Here is a 16,166-nt window from a genome sequence, read left to right on the forward strand (position 1 = left end):
ACCACCTCACATAATGAGCTTTCCTCTGTGCTTCACGTACAGTGCATAGTCAATGTACTTCTTCCTGTTTATGTAGTCCCATGTCTTCGGTGCTAAGTCTCTCTTTTCCTCAATTGCATCTTGCACGACTAAGCTGAAAGCGTCGCTTCCTGCTCCCGAGCCAAAGCTAACCCAAAGGATTCTCTCGCCTGGCTTTGCTATGTCTAAAACAGCAGAAACTCCAACTAAAGTTGCACCGCTGTATGTGTTGCCTATCACTCCGCTGAGAAGACCTGGTTTAACTTTCTCAACTGGAATACCCAAAATCTTGGCTACCGTGAGTGGGAACTTAACGTTTGGTTGGTGGAAGACAGCGTAGTCGAAGTCATTAACAGTTAAGCCAAGTTCTTCCATCAATCCTTTGGCGGCACTAATTACATGGTGGAAGTAAGCTGGCTCTCCAGTGAATCTGTTTCCGTGTCTTGGGTAGTGCTCATGCTGTCTTCTCCAGAAGTCTGGGGTGTCCGTAACGTAGGAGTAGCTTCCCTCAAAGTACGCTAAAGTTTCTGAGCTCTTCTCTCCAACGATGTAAGCTGCTCCTCCAGCTGCGGCTGTAAATTCTAAGTGATCGCCAGGTCTTCCTTGGGCAGTGTCAGCTCCAATTGCCATAGCATATTCTGCCATTCCAGAGCCAACAAAACCTATTGCTGCTTGCAATGCTTCAGTTCCAGCTTTACATGCAAATTCAAAATCAGCAGCGTCTAAATCTGGAGTTGCTCCAATTGCTTCGGCTATAACAGTTGCAGAAGGCTTAACTGCGTAAGGTTTTGACTCAGAACCAAACCAGATTGCCCTAATAAGTTTGGGGTCGATTTTAGCCCTCTTTAAGGCGTTTCTTGCTGCCTCAATTCCTATTGTTAATGCATCCTCATCGAGGTTGTTCACAGCTTTCTCTTCAATTGGGAATCCGCTAACTCCCCACACTCTGCCGATTTCGGCATTTTTGATTCTGAACATAGGTATATACGCGCCATAACCCACAATGCCGACATCTTTAATTGGCTTCAGCAGTTTTCTCATTGGCATCACCTGTAAAAGCGTTGAACTTGATGTTCTTTGGGAAATAGCTAACCCCCTTATAAAAGTCTTTCGGTAAAAGGTCAATTGTTCTTCGTCAATTAGCGATAGGAAGTAATATATACTACTATTGATAGTTAAAGTTTAGGTGATTTTTGTGAAGTATGAGATAAAACATAGGCCAAGTTTTAGTTTGGTTGAAGTTGAATTGGAGAAAGGGGAAGCACTACAAGCGGAATCTGGTGCTATGGTTTTTATGAGTCCAAATATTAAGATAGAAACGAAAGCAAAAGGTGGAATTTTTGGAGCTCTCAAGAGGTCTCTTTTAGCTGGAGAAAGCTTTTTCATAAACATTTTCAGAGCTGAAGGTGGGACTGGAAAAATAGGGCTTGCACCTCCTTATCCTGGCGACATTGAGGCTTTTGAGATTGATGGAACACTATATGCTCAGAGCGGGGCGTTTTTGGCAAGCTCTGCTGAGATAAACATTGACACAAAGTGGGGAGGAGCAAAGACGTTTTTTGCCAGAGAGGGTTTGTTCCTTCTGAAAATGAGCGGGAGAGGTATAGTGTTCCTCTCAAGCTACGGCGCAATTCAGAAAGTTGAGCTGAAGGACGAGCACTTTATCTTGGACACGGGGCATTTAGTTGCATTCAGTGAAGGATTGGATTTTAAAGTAAGGAGAGTTGGTGGGTTAAAGAGCACTCTCCTGAGTGGGGAGGGCTTAGTGGCGGAGTTCTATGGAACAGGGACTCTTTACATTCAGACAAGAAGCTTGGACAGCTTTTTAAGTTGGATTATTCCTCACTTGCCATCAAAAGACTAAAATGCTTTTCTCTTTAACTTTTTAAGAAGGGAAAGGAAAAACTAAGCTTTTTCAACTTCAACACAGACAGGGGTTTCGTTCATTATGTTGTCTCCTACCGGGCATCTCTCTTCAACTTTAGCTATCCATTCTTTGAGCTTCTCATCTTCGACGTTTCCTTGAACTTTCACTTTAACCTTAATCTCCTTATATCCGGCTCTTTCTTCAACATTTTTACCCATTAGCTTGTCTGTGTTAATTCTTCCCTCTATTTCCACAACAATTTTCTCTATGTTAAGGTTCATTTCCCGAGCTACCATGAATCCAACTATGTTTATGCAGCCTGCCAATGCCGCAAGAATGTATTCGAGAGGGCTTGAATCCTCTTTGTCAACAATATACTCTGTTTTCTTTCCTTTAACTATCATCCTTGTCGAAGAAACGCTTTCACCAGTAACAGAAACTTTAATTGTAGGCATGGATATCACCACTTATAAATAAACAATCTTCTGATATAAAAAGGCTTTTTCAACCTTTAGTTCCTGATGCTAGGTTTTTAACGGCTTAACTTGGAGGGAATATTCCCCACCTCAATCTCTCCTGAAGCAGAAGCTTAGGTTTAAAAGCTCAATCCTTTTATATCCCTTTAGCAAAATGATAAGAAGGTGATGCTGATGAAAGCTTACATAAGCGAAAACGTTCAAGGGATTTATGCCTTCGATGAGAGCGGCAACTTGATCGCCAAGAGAGAGTACAGAGAAAAGCCTGAGATAGCTTTAGATAAGCTCTTATCTGGTGAGATTACTGATGATCTAATAGCATTTCTCGAAGAGCTCAAAGAGAAAGGTTATGATGAATTCGTTTTTGAGCACCCAGACTTAAGCAGAGCTGTTAAAGAGCTTGGCTTTAATGCAGATGCGGAATTCCCAAATTTGGCTGGAGAAATACTCAGAGAAAAGCCCGAGGAGTTCCTCGGCAAGGAGTGGTTTGAGCGCTATTATTCTGTTGGCGTGGCTTTAACTCGTTTAAGGATTCAGGAGCAGAGCGGTGCAAGGGATAAGATGGTGATTCAGGCAATTGAAGCTTTGGATGACATTGATAAGGTCATAAACTTGCTCGTCTCAAGGCTTAGGGAGTGGCACTCACTTCACTTCCCAGAGCTTGATGAGATTTTACCAAAGCACCCGCAGTATGTTGCATTTGTTAAGAACATAGGCCACAGAGAGAATGCAACTAAAGAAAACCTTGAGAAACTTGGCTTTAGCGAAGGCAAAATCGAGAAGATTCTCAAGGCTAAAGAAAAGACCATGGGTGCATGGATGGATGAAAAGGACATCAAGATAATTCAAGATTTCGCTAAAGAAATTGATGACCTCTACAAGCTTAGAGAGGAGATTGAAGATTACATTGACAGGGCAATGGATGACGTGGCACCAAACCTCAAAGGTCTTGTTGGTGCAAAGCTTGCCGCTCGTCTGATAAGCTTAGCTGGCGGGCTGAAAGAGCTGGCAATGATGCCATCTTCAACAATTCAAGTCCTCGGTGCTGAAAAAGCTCTCTTCAGGCACTTAAGGACTGGTGCCAAGCCGCCAAAGCACGGTGTTATCTACCAGTACCCAGCAATCAACAAGTCTCCATGGTGGCAGCGTGGAAAGATTGCAAGAGCATTGGCTGGTAAGTTAGCAATCGCCGCTCGTGTGGACTACTTCTCAGGTGAATACATAGCTGAGGAGCTAAAGAAAGAGCTTGAGGCAAGGATCAAGGAAATCAAAGAGAAGTATCCGAATCCACCAAAGAGAAAGGAGAAGCCGAAGAAGAAAAAGAAGGAGAAGTTCAAGAAGGGCAAGAAGTTCAAGGGGAAGGAAAAAGGAAAGAAGTTCAAAGGCGGAAAAGAGAAGGGTAAAAAAAGGAGGTGAGGTAGATGAAGATTAAAAAGCACAAATTCCCTGGCGTTTATATATTCATTGATGAGGATGGAAGCGAGAAAATTGCAACTAAGAATTTAGTTCCGGGACAGAAAGTTTATGGAGAGAGGATAGTTAAGTGGGAAGGTGAAGAATACAGAATTTGGAATCCAAGGAGGTCAAAGCTCGGTGCTGCAATAATGAACGGTCTCAAAAACTTCCCCATCAAACCTGGAAAGAGCGTCCTCTATTTGGGAATTGCAAGTGGTACAACCGCTTCTCACGTGAGTGATATCATCGGATGGGAGGGCAAAATATTTGGAATTGAGTTTTCACCGAGAGTCTTGAGAGAGCTCGTGCCGATAGTTGAGGAAAGGAGGAACATAATTCCAATCCTTGGGGATGCAACGAAGCCCGAGGAATACAGGGCGTTGGTTACAAAGGTTGATGTGATCTTTGAGGACGTTGCTCAGCCAACGCAGGCAAAAATCCTAATTGACAACGCAAAGGCTTACCTCAAGAGCGGCGGCTACGGAATGATTGCCGTTAAGAGCAGGAGCATTGATGTTACGAAGGAGCCAGAAGAAGTTTTCAAGATGGTTGAAAAAGAATTAAGCGAGTACTTTGAGATTGTTGAGCGCATTTCTTTGGAGCCATACGAAAAAGACCATGCACTCTTTGTGGTCAGAAAGCCTTGATTTCTTATTTCTTTTTGGTTTTTATTCCTGACATGAGATTTGAAGTATTGTAAAAAAATAAAGTGTCAGTCCTCCCAAGGCTCCGTATACTTGAAAGCCCAACCAAACTCTTCCTTTAATACATCAATTGCTGCATACGGAGGAATGACGCCTTTCTCAGTTATTATGACGTCAATATATTCCGCGGGAGTTACATCAAATGCTGGGTTCCATACCTCAATGTTCTTCGGCCATGTTTCGAGCTCTTCCTTGGGAATAACCTCATAAGGATCTCTCATCTCAATCTCAACCAGCTGACCGAGCATTGTTTCTGGATGGAACTTGTAGGTTTCAGCTGCAATCATGACCCAAACCCTATGCTCCTTGGCTGTTAAAGCTATCAAAGCTGTACCAATCTTGTTTATCACAGCTCCGTTGGCTGTTATGCTGTCAGCTCCCATGACAACTTTGTCAGTCATCTTCATGTAGTGCCTTGCGGCTGAATCAACGACATAAATCACGGGAATTCCAGCCTCTGCGAGCTCTTTTGCTGTTAGCTTGCCTTGCCATTTAGGTCTTGTCTCAGTTACGATTACTTTGATTTCTTTTCCCTCTTCCCAAGCTTTCTTCATAACACCGATTGCTGCTTTTGAGTGGCAGTGGGTCATTATTATATCCCCATCTTCAATTCTCTTTGCTCCAAACTCTGCTATTCTTTCTATGGCTTTCTCTGAGTTGTGTATGAACTCCTTTGCTGCGTTAATAACGATGAATTTCAGCTGTTCTAAGTCTGCTCCCCCTTGATATGCTATTTTACCGCGATACATAACGTATCTCAAAGCATTTGGCAGAGAAACAGCAGTTGGCCTTGTTGAGTGCAAAAGCTTTGCCGCTTCTTTTAACTCCTTCCAAAGCTCATCAGCTGTTTTTGCCTTGCTCTTTTCAGCTTGTACTTGTAAAGCAAGAGCTGCAGAGCGAGCTATTTTGCCAGCCCCTCTGATTTCCATGTTCTTGATTTTTTCAGCAATTTCATAGACCTCCTTAACCAGCGTCATGTTGCTCCCTCCAAATTTTCGTTAAGGCTTATTTTTCTCATAGGGCTTTATATATTTCACCCTTTACAATACTCTAATGGCTTTGCCTCTTTGTCACAATGGTATTTGCACTGTCTTCACTTTTTCTGTTCATTGATGTTCGTAATAGGACTTTGATGTGCTTAAAATAAAGCCGGGCTTTTTCTTTACAAATATAAAGAGCATTCACGACCAATGCCGAAAGCTTTATATTTAATTGCCACAAAGTTTTCCATGTATAAAATTGGTGATGTGCTCAAAATTGTGCATCATAAAGTTTTGGAGGTCATGGGTATGGAGGAGGCACTTCAAAAGAAATTGGAATCTAAAACGCTGAATTATGAGAGCTACTTCTCAGACAAAGCTTTGCAGATGAAAGCATCTGAAATTAGAGAGCTTTTAAAGCTTGTTGAGACTTCTGATGTAATTTCAATGGCGGGAGGATTACCAAATCCTGCAACATTTCCAAAAGAAGAAATTAAGCAAATTGCTCAAGAAGTCATTGAAGAGCATGCTGATAAGGCTTTACAGTACGGGACAACAAAGGGGTTCACACCGTTGAGACTCAAAATTGCAGAATGGTTGAGGGACAGGTACGGAATCCCTATTTCAAAAGTTGACATTATGATAGTCTCTGGCTCACAACAGGCTTTAGACTTAATAGGAAGAACATTCATCAACCCAGGGGATTTGATAGTAGTTGAGGCTCCAACTTATCTGGCAGCATTGAATGCATTCAAGTACTATGATCCAAAGTTCATTCAGATTCCTCTTGACGATGAGGGAATGAAAGTTGAGATCCTTGAGGAGAAGCTTAGAGAGCTTAAAGCGGAGGGCAAGAAGGTTAAGTTTGTTTACACAGTGCCAACCTTCCAAAACCCCGCTGGAGTTACAATGAGTGAAGATAGGAGAAAATATCTCGTAGAGCTTGCAAGCGAATATGACTTCCTCATAATTGAAGACGACCCCTACGGTGAGCTCCGCTACTCAGGAAAGCCAGTTCCGCCGATAAAGAGGTTTGACACTGAGGGAAGAGTCTTTTACTTCGGAACCTTCTCAAAGATTCTCGCTCCAGGATTCAGGCTCGGATGGATTGCAGGAGAGCCTCACTTCATTAGGAAGCTTGAGATTGCCAAGCAAGCAGTTGACCTCTGTACGAATCCATTTGGTCAAGTTATTGCATGGAAGTTCCTTGAAAAAGGACTCTTAGAGAAGCACATTCCAAAGATAATCGAGTTCTACAAGCCAAAGAGGGACGCGATGCTCGATGCCCTAGAGGATTACATGCCAGAGGGAGTTAAGTGGACGAAGCCAGAGGGCGGTATGTTCGTCTGGGCAACTGTTCCAGAGAGTATTGATACAAAGGTGATGCTTGAAAAAGCCGTGAAGAAAGGAGTTGCATACGTGCCTGGAGAGGCGTTCTTTGCATACAGAGATGTCAAGAACACAATGCGTTTGAACTTTACATATGTTGATGAGGAGAAGATTAAGATTGGAATCCAGAAGCTTGCCGAGACCATTAAAGAAGAGCTTGGCATGTGAACCCTTTTCTTTTCTCCCTGCTTTAATTTCAGCTTTTTGCAAGTTTATTATTTTAAGAGCTCATGTTGTTCAAACTTAAATTCTCAAGAATGGATGGGGGTAATAACCCGCCCAAGTTCATCGACTCCGCCTTCGGCGGTACTCCCTGGGCATTAGAAAATTAGCTTTTGAAGTTTAATAAGGTTTTGATATTGAGGCATAAGAATTAAAGTGGAATCAAAAAATCAAAGTCTCTCCAGCAGAGAGGCAATCATGAATGGCAGTAAAACGGTTGCATCTCCTTCAACCGTAACGTATCTTGCATCTTCCTTGACTTTGCCCCATGAAACTGCTTCTCTCATCCTTGCACCACTTAGCGAACCATCCCATTCGACTGCTGTTGTTATGTAAACAGCATAGTCGAGGCCTTCCTTCCAGAACTGGTTCCACCATATTGTGTGGTGCTTTGAAATTCCTCCGCCAATCATCAAAGCGCCGCTCTTCTTGTTGTTTGAAGCCAACGATGCCATTATCTCATCAAGCTTTGTCTCATCTTTGAAAACATCAATGATAAAGTCTTCTTTATCCTGCATGAAAAGCCATAGCTGGTAGCCAACTGCCCCATCGGTAATGCCGGGAATGAAAACTGGAATCTCATTTTTATATGCCCAGTAGATGAAGCTGTTCTCTTTGCCCTCTTCATTTTCTAGCCTTTTTCCGATCTCCCATACAAGCTCATACGTTGCTAATCTTCTCTTGCCTGAATCATAGATATCTTGGAATATTCCCTGTAGTTTTTCCTCGACGACCCAGTAGCTGTCGTTGGGCACTAAGACGTTTCCTAATCGGTTTATTCCTTGCTTGTGGAGTTCCTTATCATCCATTAGAAAGCTTCCATGATAGTAAGGCTTCCAGAGTCTTGCTAAATCGTGGTCTAAAGTTCCGCAAGTGGTAATTACAGCATCAAAGAGCTTATTTTTAATCAAATCTACAATTATTCCTCTCGTTCCTGTTGCCATTATGCATGCTGGAAAGCTTAGAAACTTAAATGTATCCTTGTCTTTTATCATCTTCTCCAGAATGTCAACTGCTAGTGCAAACTTCTTTGCAACGAAGCCGCCGCTCTCAAAGAGCTGTCTCGTTATTTCATCTGCAGTCATACCTTTTCTCAGCTTTATATCTCTCACAACCTTTTGCTGTTCTAAGTTAATTTCCATGAGCATCACCTCTACTAAGCTTAGATAAAAAGAAAAGGAGCGAGTTTAAAAAAGTTAGTCCTCAGGATTAGTTGAGTTGAATATGAGTTCTTTTCCAAAAAGCTTGTAATACCATTTTTTGAGGTTGTACTCCAAAAATATCGTTCGTATTAAGGTTATGTATCTTTTTAGGTCTCTGTTATGAACTTCAATGCCTAAGTGAGCAACATTAAATGCAAAGCTGTTCACAATTTCAACTACACCCTGAGGAAACACTTTAACGTTGAGGGTCATTATCACGTTGTTGTTCTTTTTTCGTCCAATTGCTGAAACAAGCGCTGGAAAAATATCTATGAGCTCTTCTTTTCCAACTCGAATTCCGTAGAAGTCAAGTCCCAAAACTAGGAACAGTGTCTCTCCTTGTATTTTTGATATTATTTCCAAAATTCTTCCAACAATTATGTCATGATGAGTACTCTTTATTATATCATCAGGGCTATTTTCTTCAATTTCCAGCACGGGATTCACTGAAATCAAGTGTATGTTACTGAAAGTTTTGTGAATCTCCTCATGAGACAAGGTGTTTTCAAGGTACCTCTTTAGAGCTAGATATGCGTCATGGAATGATATTACAACGAAATTTTGATATTCTGGTCTAAGTTTTGCTATTAAGTGATACAGTATAATCTCAACTTCGCTTCCAATTTCGTATTCAATAAGTGTCGGGCTTATCCTCTTAGAAGATTCTTCTAAAATCTCCAACGGATTGGTGTTCATCTTCACTCCCCATAAATTCTCTTGACGTACCCCACAAGGTCTTCTAGATTCTCCACGTTCTCCTTTAGCCCAACTTTCTCTTTAAAGTAGCTTATGATTAACATTTCGAGCAATCTTCCACTGTATTCCCCAAAAAGTTTTGAAACTGCTTCCTTGAACTTTTTTGGATCCTCATAGGCAAGCTCATATCCTCTTCCCGTTGTAGTCTTCAAGTGAAATTCTAAAAGATTTTTAAGGGTAGGATTTGCTTTTTCAACTGCATAAATTACTGCCTTAACAACTATCTCTTCAGCACTACTCATAAATCATCACCCCCTTGTTGGTTATCTCATACTTGTGGATCTTTCTGGAATGATTGGATCCTCTGGCTTTAATAACTGCCAAACGCCTTTCTATAACATCGTTTTTCACCATATATTTCAGCCCAAGGATATTGTCTGAGAGTGTGCTTGCTTTAGTGAATGGAACTGTTTCAAAGTCTGTTTCTGCATTAAGCGTGATGTATGTGGCTATTTTGTGCTGTTTTATTGCGAGGCCTAAATACCTGAGCATCTTTTCAAGCTCGATTTCGTTCATATGCTCCCGGAGTGAAGTCAAGCTGTCAATTACGAGAACTTCAGGTTCATGCTCATCAATGATTTCTTTAATCTTAAGGAACGTATGAACTGGAGTCTTTGCCTCCGGAACCCAGCTAAACATCTTCAATGTCTTATCCAGAACTTCATCAATGGGCATTCCGTATCTCCTTGCTGCCCTCTTCAGCTGCCCTACAGGTTCTTCAAAAGAAATGTATATCGCTTTCTTTCCTTGGAGGGCATTTGCTATTGCAAAATGTAAGCCAAAAGTAGTTTTTCCAGTTCCAGTCATTCCGACAATTAATGTTATTGAACCTCTGTAAACTCCACCGTCTAAAATTGCATCAAGTTCTTTTATTCCTGTGCTCACTTTTTCTTCTGGCGCATCCTCTTCATCCCTAACAAGGTCGGGGATGACTAAGAACTCTATCCCCTTGTCCGTTATTACATACTCATATTGGGATTTTTCAATGCTCCTTTTTCTCATTTTTGGAATTTCCATTACCCTTCTACTGACTTCTCCAAGGCTCATGTACTTGAGCATTATAACACCATCGACAACAAACTCCTCCACTCCATAGCCTATGCTCTCCTTCCCCAAAGGCTTTTCGGCTATCAGAAATGCAACAGCATCAAACGATTTTATGAAACGAGATAGTGTAGTATGCAGGAAAATCCTTGTTTTTTCTACACCTAAAAACTGTGTGAGTACGCTAATTGAGTCTATAACAATGCGTTTTGGCTGGAAACTTAAAATTTCTTTCATAATGAGTTCAATTTCTTTATCAATGGCCTCAGGAGTTACAGTGACCAAATCCATAAACCTAAAGAGTCCGCTTTTCTCATACTTTTCAAAATCCATGCCGAGTCTCTTCATCTCACTGTAGAAATCTTCTTTTGTCTCTGAAAGCGAGATATACATGCCTTTCTCTCCAAATTTTCCAAGCCCATTATAAATTATGGTTGATGTAAAGATAGTCTTTCCAGTCCCTGGCTCTCCAGCCACTATGATTAAGGAACCATCAGGAAATCCTCCCTTGATGATATTTTCATCGAAGAACTCTATTCCCGTTTTCATGTTTCTCACCCTACTGAAACTTTGTTATTAGGCTATTTAAACATACCTCATTTAATTCCTAGCTCTCTATAGAATTCATCTAGGGAAAGCTTGAATCTTAAATAGAGAAGCTTAAAGAATGGATTTCTTCGTTTGGAAATTTCATCTGCAAGAACGTCAATTCTGTTCTCCCAAGTCTTTATGGTATAATAATTGATGTTGTTCAGCGTAGAGCGGGTGAGAAAAGTTGATAAAAACTTTTTAAATTCTTCTAAATTGTAAAGAAACAAATACCTTAAATCTTTTTCTACATCAGAACTTTCTACCCAGTCAGCAAGTGAATCCATCATATCCTGAAGCTTTTGAAGTTTTATCTCATAGACCAGCTCCTTCTTCTTAATAGCCTTCTTTTTGTTAGTAATGAGGAGACGATGCAGAAACCTATGCTTGCGCGGATTGTAGCGTTTGTGCTTGTTATATTTCATAATAGTACTCATAATAGTACTTTACACATTAATCCTTAAATATTTTTGTGACAATACAAGCAGTAATCTTTTTCTATGGCAGCTGCATCATAGCCAAAACCATTTAGGATTTTTGCGAACTCCTTTGCATATCCATAAACGGCGTAAATCTTCTCCGGCTTGACTTTTTCTATAATCCTCATGAGCTCCCAAAAATCAGCATGGTTGCTGAGCTTTAAGTTGCCAAATCCAGAAACGTAGAGTTCATGAGGTGAGAGGGAATTTCTAGGCTTCGGAGTTCTAAATCCTCTCAAAACAACCTCTCCGTTGTTATCTATATTCCCAAATTTAATCCCAAATTTCTCATAAATCTTTGCGACTTTAATTATGTTCCTGGAAGTTTTCACAGTGTAGCCGTGGACATCAAGAATCTTCAAAATCTCTTGGGCTTTCCCAATTTGATTAGCATAAAGCGTTGGTGTCTTTCCCCTGTCAAGAGTGCTCTCAACAAAAGCGATGAGCTTCTTCTCAGCTTCCTTTGGTGAGGGAAAATTATACATTGGGACACCAAAAGTTGCCTCGATTACAAGCACATCAGCTTTCCTAAATCTGCTCTTTTCTGCTGTCCTCAGCTTAAACCACTTAACATCCCCTGTATAAAGCAGAGAAAATTCGTCGAATTCAATGTAGATTTGAGCAGAGCCCAGCATATGGCCGGCTGGATAAAGCTTTGCTTTGTAGTCGCCAATGTAAAACTTCTTTCTGAAAGGCACTACTTTATAAAACCCACCTTTCTTCAAATGGCTCAGGAATTTGGTTGCCTTTGTTGAAAATATAATATTTCCGCTAACAAAGTGATCTGTGTGTGCATGACTTTGAAATGCCACCTTTGCTGAACTGTCTAGACCTATTCCTTCAATTATCATCATACTTGAGATTTACTTAGGCTAAGTTAAGCTTTTCTTAAAGGTGGATAAAATATCCGATGTCAAGTTAAACCTTTAGTTATGTAAAAGGTTTTTATATATTAAGAGCTAAAAGCTCATCTGGTGGTGCTGATGACCTTCGATAAGAAAAAGCTTGAAGAGATCAAAAAAGCCGAGCAAGAGTGGGAAGAAAATGTGGTCAAGCCTCTTATTACAAAAAGACCAGAAAGAAAAGAGAAGTTCATGACCGATGATGGTTTTGAGATTAAAAGAGTTTATACTCCTGCTGATCTTGGAGAAGATTGGGACTACATGAAAAAGCTTGGCTTCCCAGGGCAGTACCCCTTCACTCGTGGAGTTTACGCAACAATGTACAGAGGAAGATTCTGGACAATGAGACAATACGCAGGTTATGCCACTGCTGAGGAGTCAAACAAGCGTTATAAGTATCTTTTGGAGCAGGGACAAACAGGCTTAAGTGTGGCTTTTGATCTGCCAACTCAGCTCGGTTATGACAGCGATCACCCGATGGCTGAGGGTGAGGTTGGTAAAGTTGGTGTAGCCATCGATTCCCTTTGGGACATGGAAATTCTCTTCGATGGCATTCCTCTCGATAAGGTTTCAACTTCAATGACAATCAATTCAACAGCCGCAAATCTCTTGGCAATGTACATTCTCGTTGCTGAGAAGCAAGGCGTCCCACAGCACGTTTTGAGAGGAACTGTGCAGAATGATATCCTCAAAGAGTATATTGCAAGAGGGACTTACATATTCCCGCCGCAACCTTCAATGCGCTTAACAACCGACATAATCATGTACTGTGCCGAGCATGTTCCAAAGTGGAATCCAATTTCAATAAGCGGGTATCACATCAGAGAAGCTGGTGCAAATGCAGTCCAAGAGGTTGCCTTCACCTTAGCTGATGGAATTGAATATGTTAAGGCTGTAATAGAGAGAGGAATGGACGTTGATAAGTTTGCCCCAAGATTGAGTTTCTTCTTTGCTGCTCATAACAACTTCCTTGAGGAGATCGCAAAGTTCAGAGCTGCAAGGAGATTGTGGGCTAGGATAATGAAGGAAAAATTCGGTGCAAAGGATCCAAAGTCCATGCTGCTTAGATTCCACACCCAGACAGCTGGTTCAACGCTTACGGCTCAGCAGCCAGAGAACAACATCATTAGGGTCACAATCCAAGCTTTGGCTGCTGTATTGGGTGGAACACAATCATTGCACACCAACAGCTATGACGAGGCATTGAGCTTACCAACTGAGAAGAGCGTTAGGATTGCCTTGAGAACGCAGCAGATTATCGCTTATGAGAGCGGTGTTGTTGACACAATTGACCCGCTTGGAGGTGCATATTACATTGAATGGCTCACCGACCACATTGAGGAGGAGGCAATGAAGTACATTGAGAAGATTGAGCGCATGGGTGGAATGATGAGAGCTATTGAGCGCGGCTATATCCAGAAGGAGATCGCAGATTCCGCTTATAAGTATCAGAAAGAGATCGAGGAGGGCAAGAGAATTATCGTTGGTGTCAATAAGTTTGTTGTGGATGAGCCAATTGAGGTTGAGATCCTTAAGGTCGATCCAAGCATAAGGGATAAGCAGATTGAGCGTTTGAAGAAGCTGAGGAGTGAGAGAGATAACAAGAAGGTGAAGGAAGCCTTGGACAAGCTGAGAAATGCTGCTGAGAAGGAGGATGTGAACTTAATGCCATACATTATCGAGGCTCACAGGCACTTGGCGACACTTGGAGAAGTCACTGATGTTTTAAGAGAAGTTTGGGGTGAATACAGAGCTCCGCTGATATTCTGATTGTTTTCGTTCCTTTCTATGTTTTTCTGGACTCTGTTCCTTAATTTGCAATACCACAGAATAGAGCTACAATAAAAACATTTATTTATCCGCTAAGCGAGACAATCCTGAGAGGTGAGGAAATGGGTTGGAAGAGGGGAGCTTACCCTGAGTTTACTCTTGAAGATGTGGTTGCGACACTTTTTCTCTTGAAAACTCCGAGAGGAAGAAAGCAAATTTCTGAGGAGCTTGACCTTGGTGAAGGGAGCGTTAGGACTCTTTTGAAGAAGCTTGCAAAGCTGGAATTAATTGAATCAAAACAAAAGGGGCACTATTTGAACGAAAATGGTCTTAAAGTTCTATCTGAAATAACCACCTTATTCTCTGAGCCGGTTGAAGTTGAAAAAGTCGAAAACATGCCTACTTATGCCCTCCTTGTTAAGAATCCACCGCAATTTAAGAGCATAGAACTTAGAGACGAAGCCATTCGCTATTTTGCCAAAGGTGCCATGATTCTTGTTTGTAGAGATGGTGAGATTGTATTCCCAGAAGACGGAAGATCTTTGAAAGAAACTCTTCCTAAGCTTTCAGAGGACTTGAAAAAGCTTAGCCCAAAAGAGGGAGATTTAGTCGTTGTTACATGGGCTGAAGACAAAGCTGATGCCATTAAAAGTGCAATCCACGTTGCATTAACACTTAAAAAGAGTGAGCTTCCCAAAGAAATCCTTGAGGTGGGCGAATGATCATCTTAGCATTGGACGTTTATGAAAGGGACAAAGCATTGAAAATAGCAGAGGAGACTAGAGATTACCTTTGGGCGATAAAGATTAACTGGCCGCTCATTCTTGGAAGTGGAGTTGGAATAATCCGGGAACTAAAAGAGAGAACTGGCTTACCAATTATAGCTGACTTAAAAGTCGCAGATATCCCAAACACAAACAAGCTCATTGCAAAGAAAGTTTTTGGTGAAGGGGCTGATTACATAATCGTTCATGGCTTTGTTGGAAGAGATAGTGTTAGAGCAGTTATGGAGGAGGGCAATACGATTATCGTTGTAGAGATGAGCCATCCTGGAGCTGAAGAGTTCATACAGCCAATTACTGATAAGCTCATAGAGATGGCGAATGAGCTTAAGCCCTTTGGAGTTATCGCTCCCGGAACGAGACCTGAGAGGATAAGATACATCCGTGAGCGCCTTGATAAGGATATAAAAATCTTAACCCCTGGAATAGGTGCTCAAGGGGGAAGAGCTAAAGAAGCTTTAAAAGCTGGTGCTGACTACATAATCGTGGGAAGGGCGATTTATAATGCTGACAACCCGAGAGAAGCTGCTAAAAGCCTTTGGGGTGAGCTGAATGCTGAAGATTAAGCACCCTCTAAGCAAGAAGGAAATCAAAGAGATAATCCGAGAGATGAGCGCAATTTTTGGAGAGGAAGTGGCTGAAAAGCTGATAAGCAAAAAGGATAACGTTCAGCTCGCTGAATTTGATAAAACAACCCAGATTTTGTTTGTTAACGGAAAGCCAATGTTCATAAAGCGAAATGGTTTGGTTTTCCCTCTGGTAATAGCTTTGTATGAACTCTCAAATGAGGAAGATTTAAGAAAATGGAAGCGAAGGGTTGTGGTTGATGGAGGTGCCGTCCCATTCATCTTGAAAGGTGCCGACGTAATGGCTCCTGGAATAGTTGATGCTGATGAAGAGATAAAAGAAGGCGATTTTGTCTTTGTTGTTGAGGAAAATTATGGAAGACCTCTCGCGATTGGGATTGCATTGATGAGCGGCAGAGAGATGAAAGAGAAGAACAGAGGAAAAGCTGTGAAAGTAATTCACCACGCAAAGGACAAAATCTGGGAGCTAACGGTGAGATCATGAGTGAGAAGAAGAAAATAAGAGTTCTCGTTGGGGGAGTTTTTGACATCCTCCACGTTGGTCATATCCATTTTTTGAGCCAAGCAAAGCAGCTTGGAGATGAGCTTATTGTGATAGTTGCACATGATGAGACAGTTATGCGAAGAAAAGGTAGACCACCAATAAACTCGATGTATGAGAGAGCTGAACTCTTAAAAGCCTTGAAGATGGTTGATGAGGTTGTTATAGGTGAGCCCGCAGAGATTAGCTTTGAGCTTGTAAAAAAGATAAATCCGGATGTAATTGCTCTAGGTCCAGACCAGAACTTTGACGTGCTTAGACTTAAAGAAGAGCTCAAAAAGCATGGAATAAATGCTGAGGTTATAAGAATTCCCTACTTATATAAGAAGGATATCGCAAAGACAAGTAAAATAATAGAGAGGATAGTGGAAATATTCTGTGAGTGATTTTATGAATCTGATTTA

General features: G+C 41.4%; 18 protein-coding genes. 9 read left to right on the forward strand and 9 right to left on the reverse strand.

Translation table 11 applies throughout. The features are described from left to right. Positions 1–6 precede the first annotated feature (6 nt). Complete coding sequence (locus tag E3E24_RS08930) at positions 7–1,059, reverse strand: hydroxymethylglutaryl-CoA synthase (protein WP_167886694.1); 1,053 nt, start codon at positions 1,057–1,059, stop codon at positions 7–9. A 154-nt stretch (positions 1,060–1,213) separates the two neighbouring features. On the opposite strand from E3E24_RS08930, the gene E3E24_RS08935 reads away from it, so the two are divergent. Next, a complete protein-coding gene (locus E3E24_RS08935; RefSeq protein ID WP_167915903.1) occupies positions 1,214–1,882 on the forward strand; it encodes a TIGR00266 family protein in 669 nt (222 codons plus the stop codon). 41 nt (positions 1,883–1,923) lie between these two features. On the opposite strand, the gene E3E24_RS08940 is transcribed toward E3E24_RS08935, so the two are convergent. After that, positions 1,924–2,340, reverse strand: coding sequence for an OsmC family protein (locus tag E3E24_RS08940; RefSeq protein WP_167886632.1), 417 nt, complete (start codon positions 2,338–2,340; stop codon positions 1,924–1,926). 195 nt (positions 2,341–2,535) lie between these two features. Between E3E24_RS08940 and E3E24_RS08945 the strand changes: the two genes are divergently transcribed. After that, positions 2,536–3,777 (forward strand): C/D box methylation guide ribonucleoprotein complex aNOP56 subunit, encoded by a 1,242-nt coding sequence (locus E3E24_RS08945; RefSeq protein WP_167886633.1) that lies wholly within the window; start codon positions 2,536–2,538, stop codon positions 3,775–3,777. 5 nt (positions 3,778–3,782) lie between these two features. Next, positions 3,783–4,463 carry a fibrillarin-like rRNA/tRNA 2'-O-methyltransferase gene (locus E3E24_RS08950; protein WP_167886634.1) on the forward strand — a complete coding sequence of 227 codons (681 nt, stop codon included), beginning with the start codon at positions 3,783–3,785 and terminating at the stop codon, positions 4,461–4,463. A 65-nt stretch (positions 4,464–4,528) separates the two neighbouring features. Here E3E24_RS08950 and E3E24_RS08955 read toward each other — a convergent pair whose 3' ends face one another. Beyond that, positions 4,529–5,497 (reverse strand): ribose 1,5-bisphosphate isomerase, encoded by a 969-nt coding sequence (locus E3E24_RS08955; protein WP_167915904.1) that lies wholly within the window; start codon positions 5,495–5,497, stop codon positions 4,529–4,531. Between the two features lie 312 nt (positions 5,498–5,809). Here E3E24_RS08955 and E3E24_RS08960 point away from each other — a divergent pair, with 312 nt between their 5' ends. Continuing rightward, on the forward strand, positions 5,810–7,057 hold the full coding sequence (locus tag E3E24_RS08960; RefSeq protein ID WP_167915932.1) for a PLP-dependent aminotransferase family protein: 1,248 nt from the start codon (positions 5,810–5,812) through the stop codon (positions 7,055–7,057). Positions 7,058–7,281: 224 nt separating this feature from the next. Here E3E24_RS08960 and E3E24_RS08965 read toward each other — a convergent pair whose 3' ends face one another. From E3E24_RS08965 to E3E24_RS08990, 6 genes are read right to left on the reverse strand one after another with little or no spacing between them, the layout of a single operon-like run. Next, positions 7,282–8,253, reverse strand: a complete 972-nt coding sequence (locus E3E24_RS08965; protein ID WP_206205330.1) for a deoxyhypusine synthase — start codon at positions 8,251–8,253, stop codon at positions 7,282–7,284. Positions 8,254–8,307: 54 nt separating this feature from the next. Further along, positions 8,308–9,009, reverse strand: coding sequence for a hypothetical protein (locus E3E24_RS08970; RefSeq protein WP_167915905.1), 702 nt, complete (start codon positions 9,007–9,009; stop codon positions 8,308–8,310). 2 nt (positions 9,010–9,011) lie between these two features. Then, on the reverse strand, positions 9,012–9,311 hold the full coding sequence (locus E3E24_RS08975) for a NitrOD5 domain-containing protein (protein ID WP_167886637.1): 300 nt from the start codon (positions 9,309–9,311) through the stop codon (positions 9,012–9,014). Then, positions 9,304–10,662: an ATPase domain-containing protein gene (locus E3E24_RS08980; protein WP_167915906.1), complete on the reverse strand. Its 1,359-nt coding sequence runs from the start codon at positions 10,660–10,662 to the stop codon at positions 9,304–9,306. The genes E3E24_RS08975 and E3E24_RS08980 overlap by 8 nt, the downstream gene beginning before the upstream one ends. Before the next feature lie 47 nt (positions 10,663–10,709). Next, a complete protein-coding gene (locus tag E3E24_RS08985; RefSeq protein WP_167886639.1) occupies positions 10,710–11,138 on the reverse strand; it encodes a hypothetical protein in 429 nt (142 codons plus the stop codon). Positions 11,139–11,161: 23 nt separating this feature from the next. Then, positions 11,162–12,031: an MBL fold metallo-hydrolase gene (locus E3E24_RS08990; protein ID WP_167915907.1), complete on the reverse strand. Its 870-nt coding sequence runs from the start codon at positions 12,029–12,031 to the stop codon at positions 11,162–11,164. A gap of 132 nt (positions 12,032–12,163) precedes the next feature. Between E3E24_RS08990 and E3E24_RS08995 the strand changes: the two genes are divergently transcribed. From E3E24_RS08995 to E3E24_RS09015, 5 genes are all read left to right on the forward strand, one after another. Further along, positions 12,164–13,852: a methylmalonyl-CoA mutase gene (locus E3E24_RS08995; RefSeq protein ID WP_167886697.1), complete on the forward strand. Its 1,689-nt coding sequence runs from the start codon at positions 12,164–12,166 to the stop codon at positions 13,850–13,852. Positions 13,853–13,974: 122 nt separating this feature from the next. Next, entirely contained in the window at positions 13,975–14,574 is a 600-nt protein-coding gene (locus E3E24_RS09000; RefSeq protein WP_167886641.1) for a DUF4443 domain-containing protein, read from the forward strand. Continuing rightward, positions 14,571–15,200 carry an orotidine-5'-phosphate decarboxylase gene (gene pyrF / locus E3E24_RS09005; RefSeq protein ID WP_167886642.1) on the forward strand — a complete coding sequence of 210 codons (630 nt, stop codon included), beginning with the start codon at positions 14,571–14,573 and terminating at the stop codon, positions 15,198–15,200. Before E3E24_RS09000 ends, pyrF begins: the two co-directional genes overlap by 4 nt. Further along, on the forward strand, positions 15,187–15,705 hold the full coding sequence (locus E3E24_RS09010) for an RNA-binding protein (RefSeq protein ID WP_167886643.1): 519 nt from the start codon (positions 15,187–15,189) through the stop codon (positions 15,703–15,705). The genes pyrF and E3E24_RS09010 overlap by 14 nt, the downstream gene beginning before the upstream one ends. After that, entirely contained in the window at positions 15,702–16,148 is a 447-nt protein-coding gene (locus E3E24_RS09015; protein WP_167886644.1) for an adenylyltransferase/cytidyltransferase family protein, read from the forward strand. The genes E3E24_RS09010 and E3E24_RS09015 overlap by 4 nt, the downstream gene beginning before the upstream one ends. Positions 16,149–16,166: the final 18 nt, after the last annotated feature.

It is taken from the genome of Thermococcus sp. LS2, from assembly GCF_012027375.1.
Lineage (GTDB): Archaea > Methanobacteriota_B > Thermococci > Thermococcales > Thermococcaceae > Thermococcus_B.

Coding starts and splice junctions, on each gene's coding strand:
- E3E24_RS09015 (WP_167886644.1), top strand. CDS start 15,702: ATGAGTGAGAAGAAGAAAATAAGAGTTCTCGTTGGGGGAGTTTTTGAC.
- E3E24_RS08945 (WP_167886633.1), top strand. CDS start 2,536: ATGAAAGCTTACATAAGCGAAAACGTTCAAGGGATTTATGCCTTCGAT.
- E3E24_RS08950 (WP_167886634.1), top strand. CDS start 3,783: ATGAAGATTAAAAAGCACAAATTCCCTGGCGTTTATATATTCATTGAT.
- E3E24_RS08930 (WP_167886694.1), bottom strand. CDS start 1,059: ATGAGAAAACTGCTGAAGCCAATTAAAGATGTCGGCATTGTGGGTTAT.
- E3E24_RS08995 (WP_167886697.1), top strand. CDS start 12,164: ATGACCTTCGATAAGAAAAAGCTTGAAGAGATCAAAAAAGCCGAGCAA.
- E3E24_RS08965 (WP_206205330.1), bottom strand. CDS start 8,253: ATGGAAATTAACTTAGAACAGCAAAAGGTTGTGAGAGATATAAAGCTG.
- E3E24_RS08975 (WP_167886637.1), bottom strand. CDS start 9,311: ATGAGTAGTGCTGAAGAGATAGTTGTTAAGGCAGTAATTTATGCAGTT.
- E3E24_RS08970 (WP_167915905.1), bottom strand. CDS start 9,009: ATGAACACCAATCCGTTGGAGATTTTAGAAGAATCTTCTAAGAGGATA.
- E3E24_RS08985 (WP_167886639.1), bottom strand. CDS start 11,138: ATGAGTACTATTATGAAATATAACAAGCACAAACGCTACAATCCGCGC.
- E3E24_RS09000 (WP_167886641.1), top strand. CDS start 13,975: ATGGGTTGGAAGAGGGGAGCTTACCCTGAGTTTACTCTTGAAGATGTG.
- E3E24_RS08960 (WP_167915932.1), top strand. CDS start 5,810: ATGGAGGAGGCACTTCAAAAGAAATTGGAATCTAAAACGCTGAATTAT.
- E3E24_RS08980 (WP_167915906.1), bottom strand. CDS start 10,662: ATGAAAACGGGAATAGAGTTCTTCGATGAAAATATCATCAAGGGAGGA.
- pyrF (WP_167886642.1), top strand. CDS start 14,571: ATGATCATCTTAGCATTGGACGTTTATGAAAGGGACAAAGCATTGAAA.
- E3E24_RS08955 (WP_167915904.1), bottom strand. CDS start 5,497: ATGACGCTGGTTAAGGAGGTCTATGAAATTGCTGAAAAAATCAAGAAC.
- E3E24_RS09010 (WP_167886643.1), top strand. CDS start 15,187: ATGCTGAAGATTAAGCACCCTCTAAGCAAGAAGGAAATCAAAGAGATA.
- E3E24_RS08990 (WP_167915907.1), bottom strand. CDS start 12,031: ATGATAATTGAAGGAATAGGTCTAGACAGTTCAGCAAAGGTGGCATTT.
- E3E24_RS08940 (WP_167886632.1), bottom strand. CDS start 2,340: ATGCCTACAATTAAAGTTTCTGTTACTGGTGAAAGCGTTTCTTCGACA.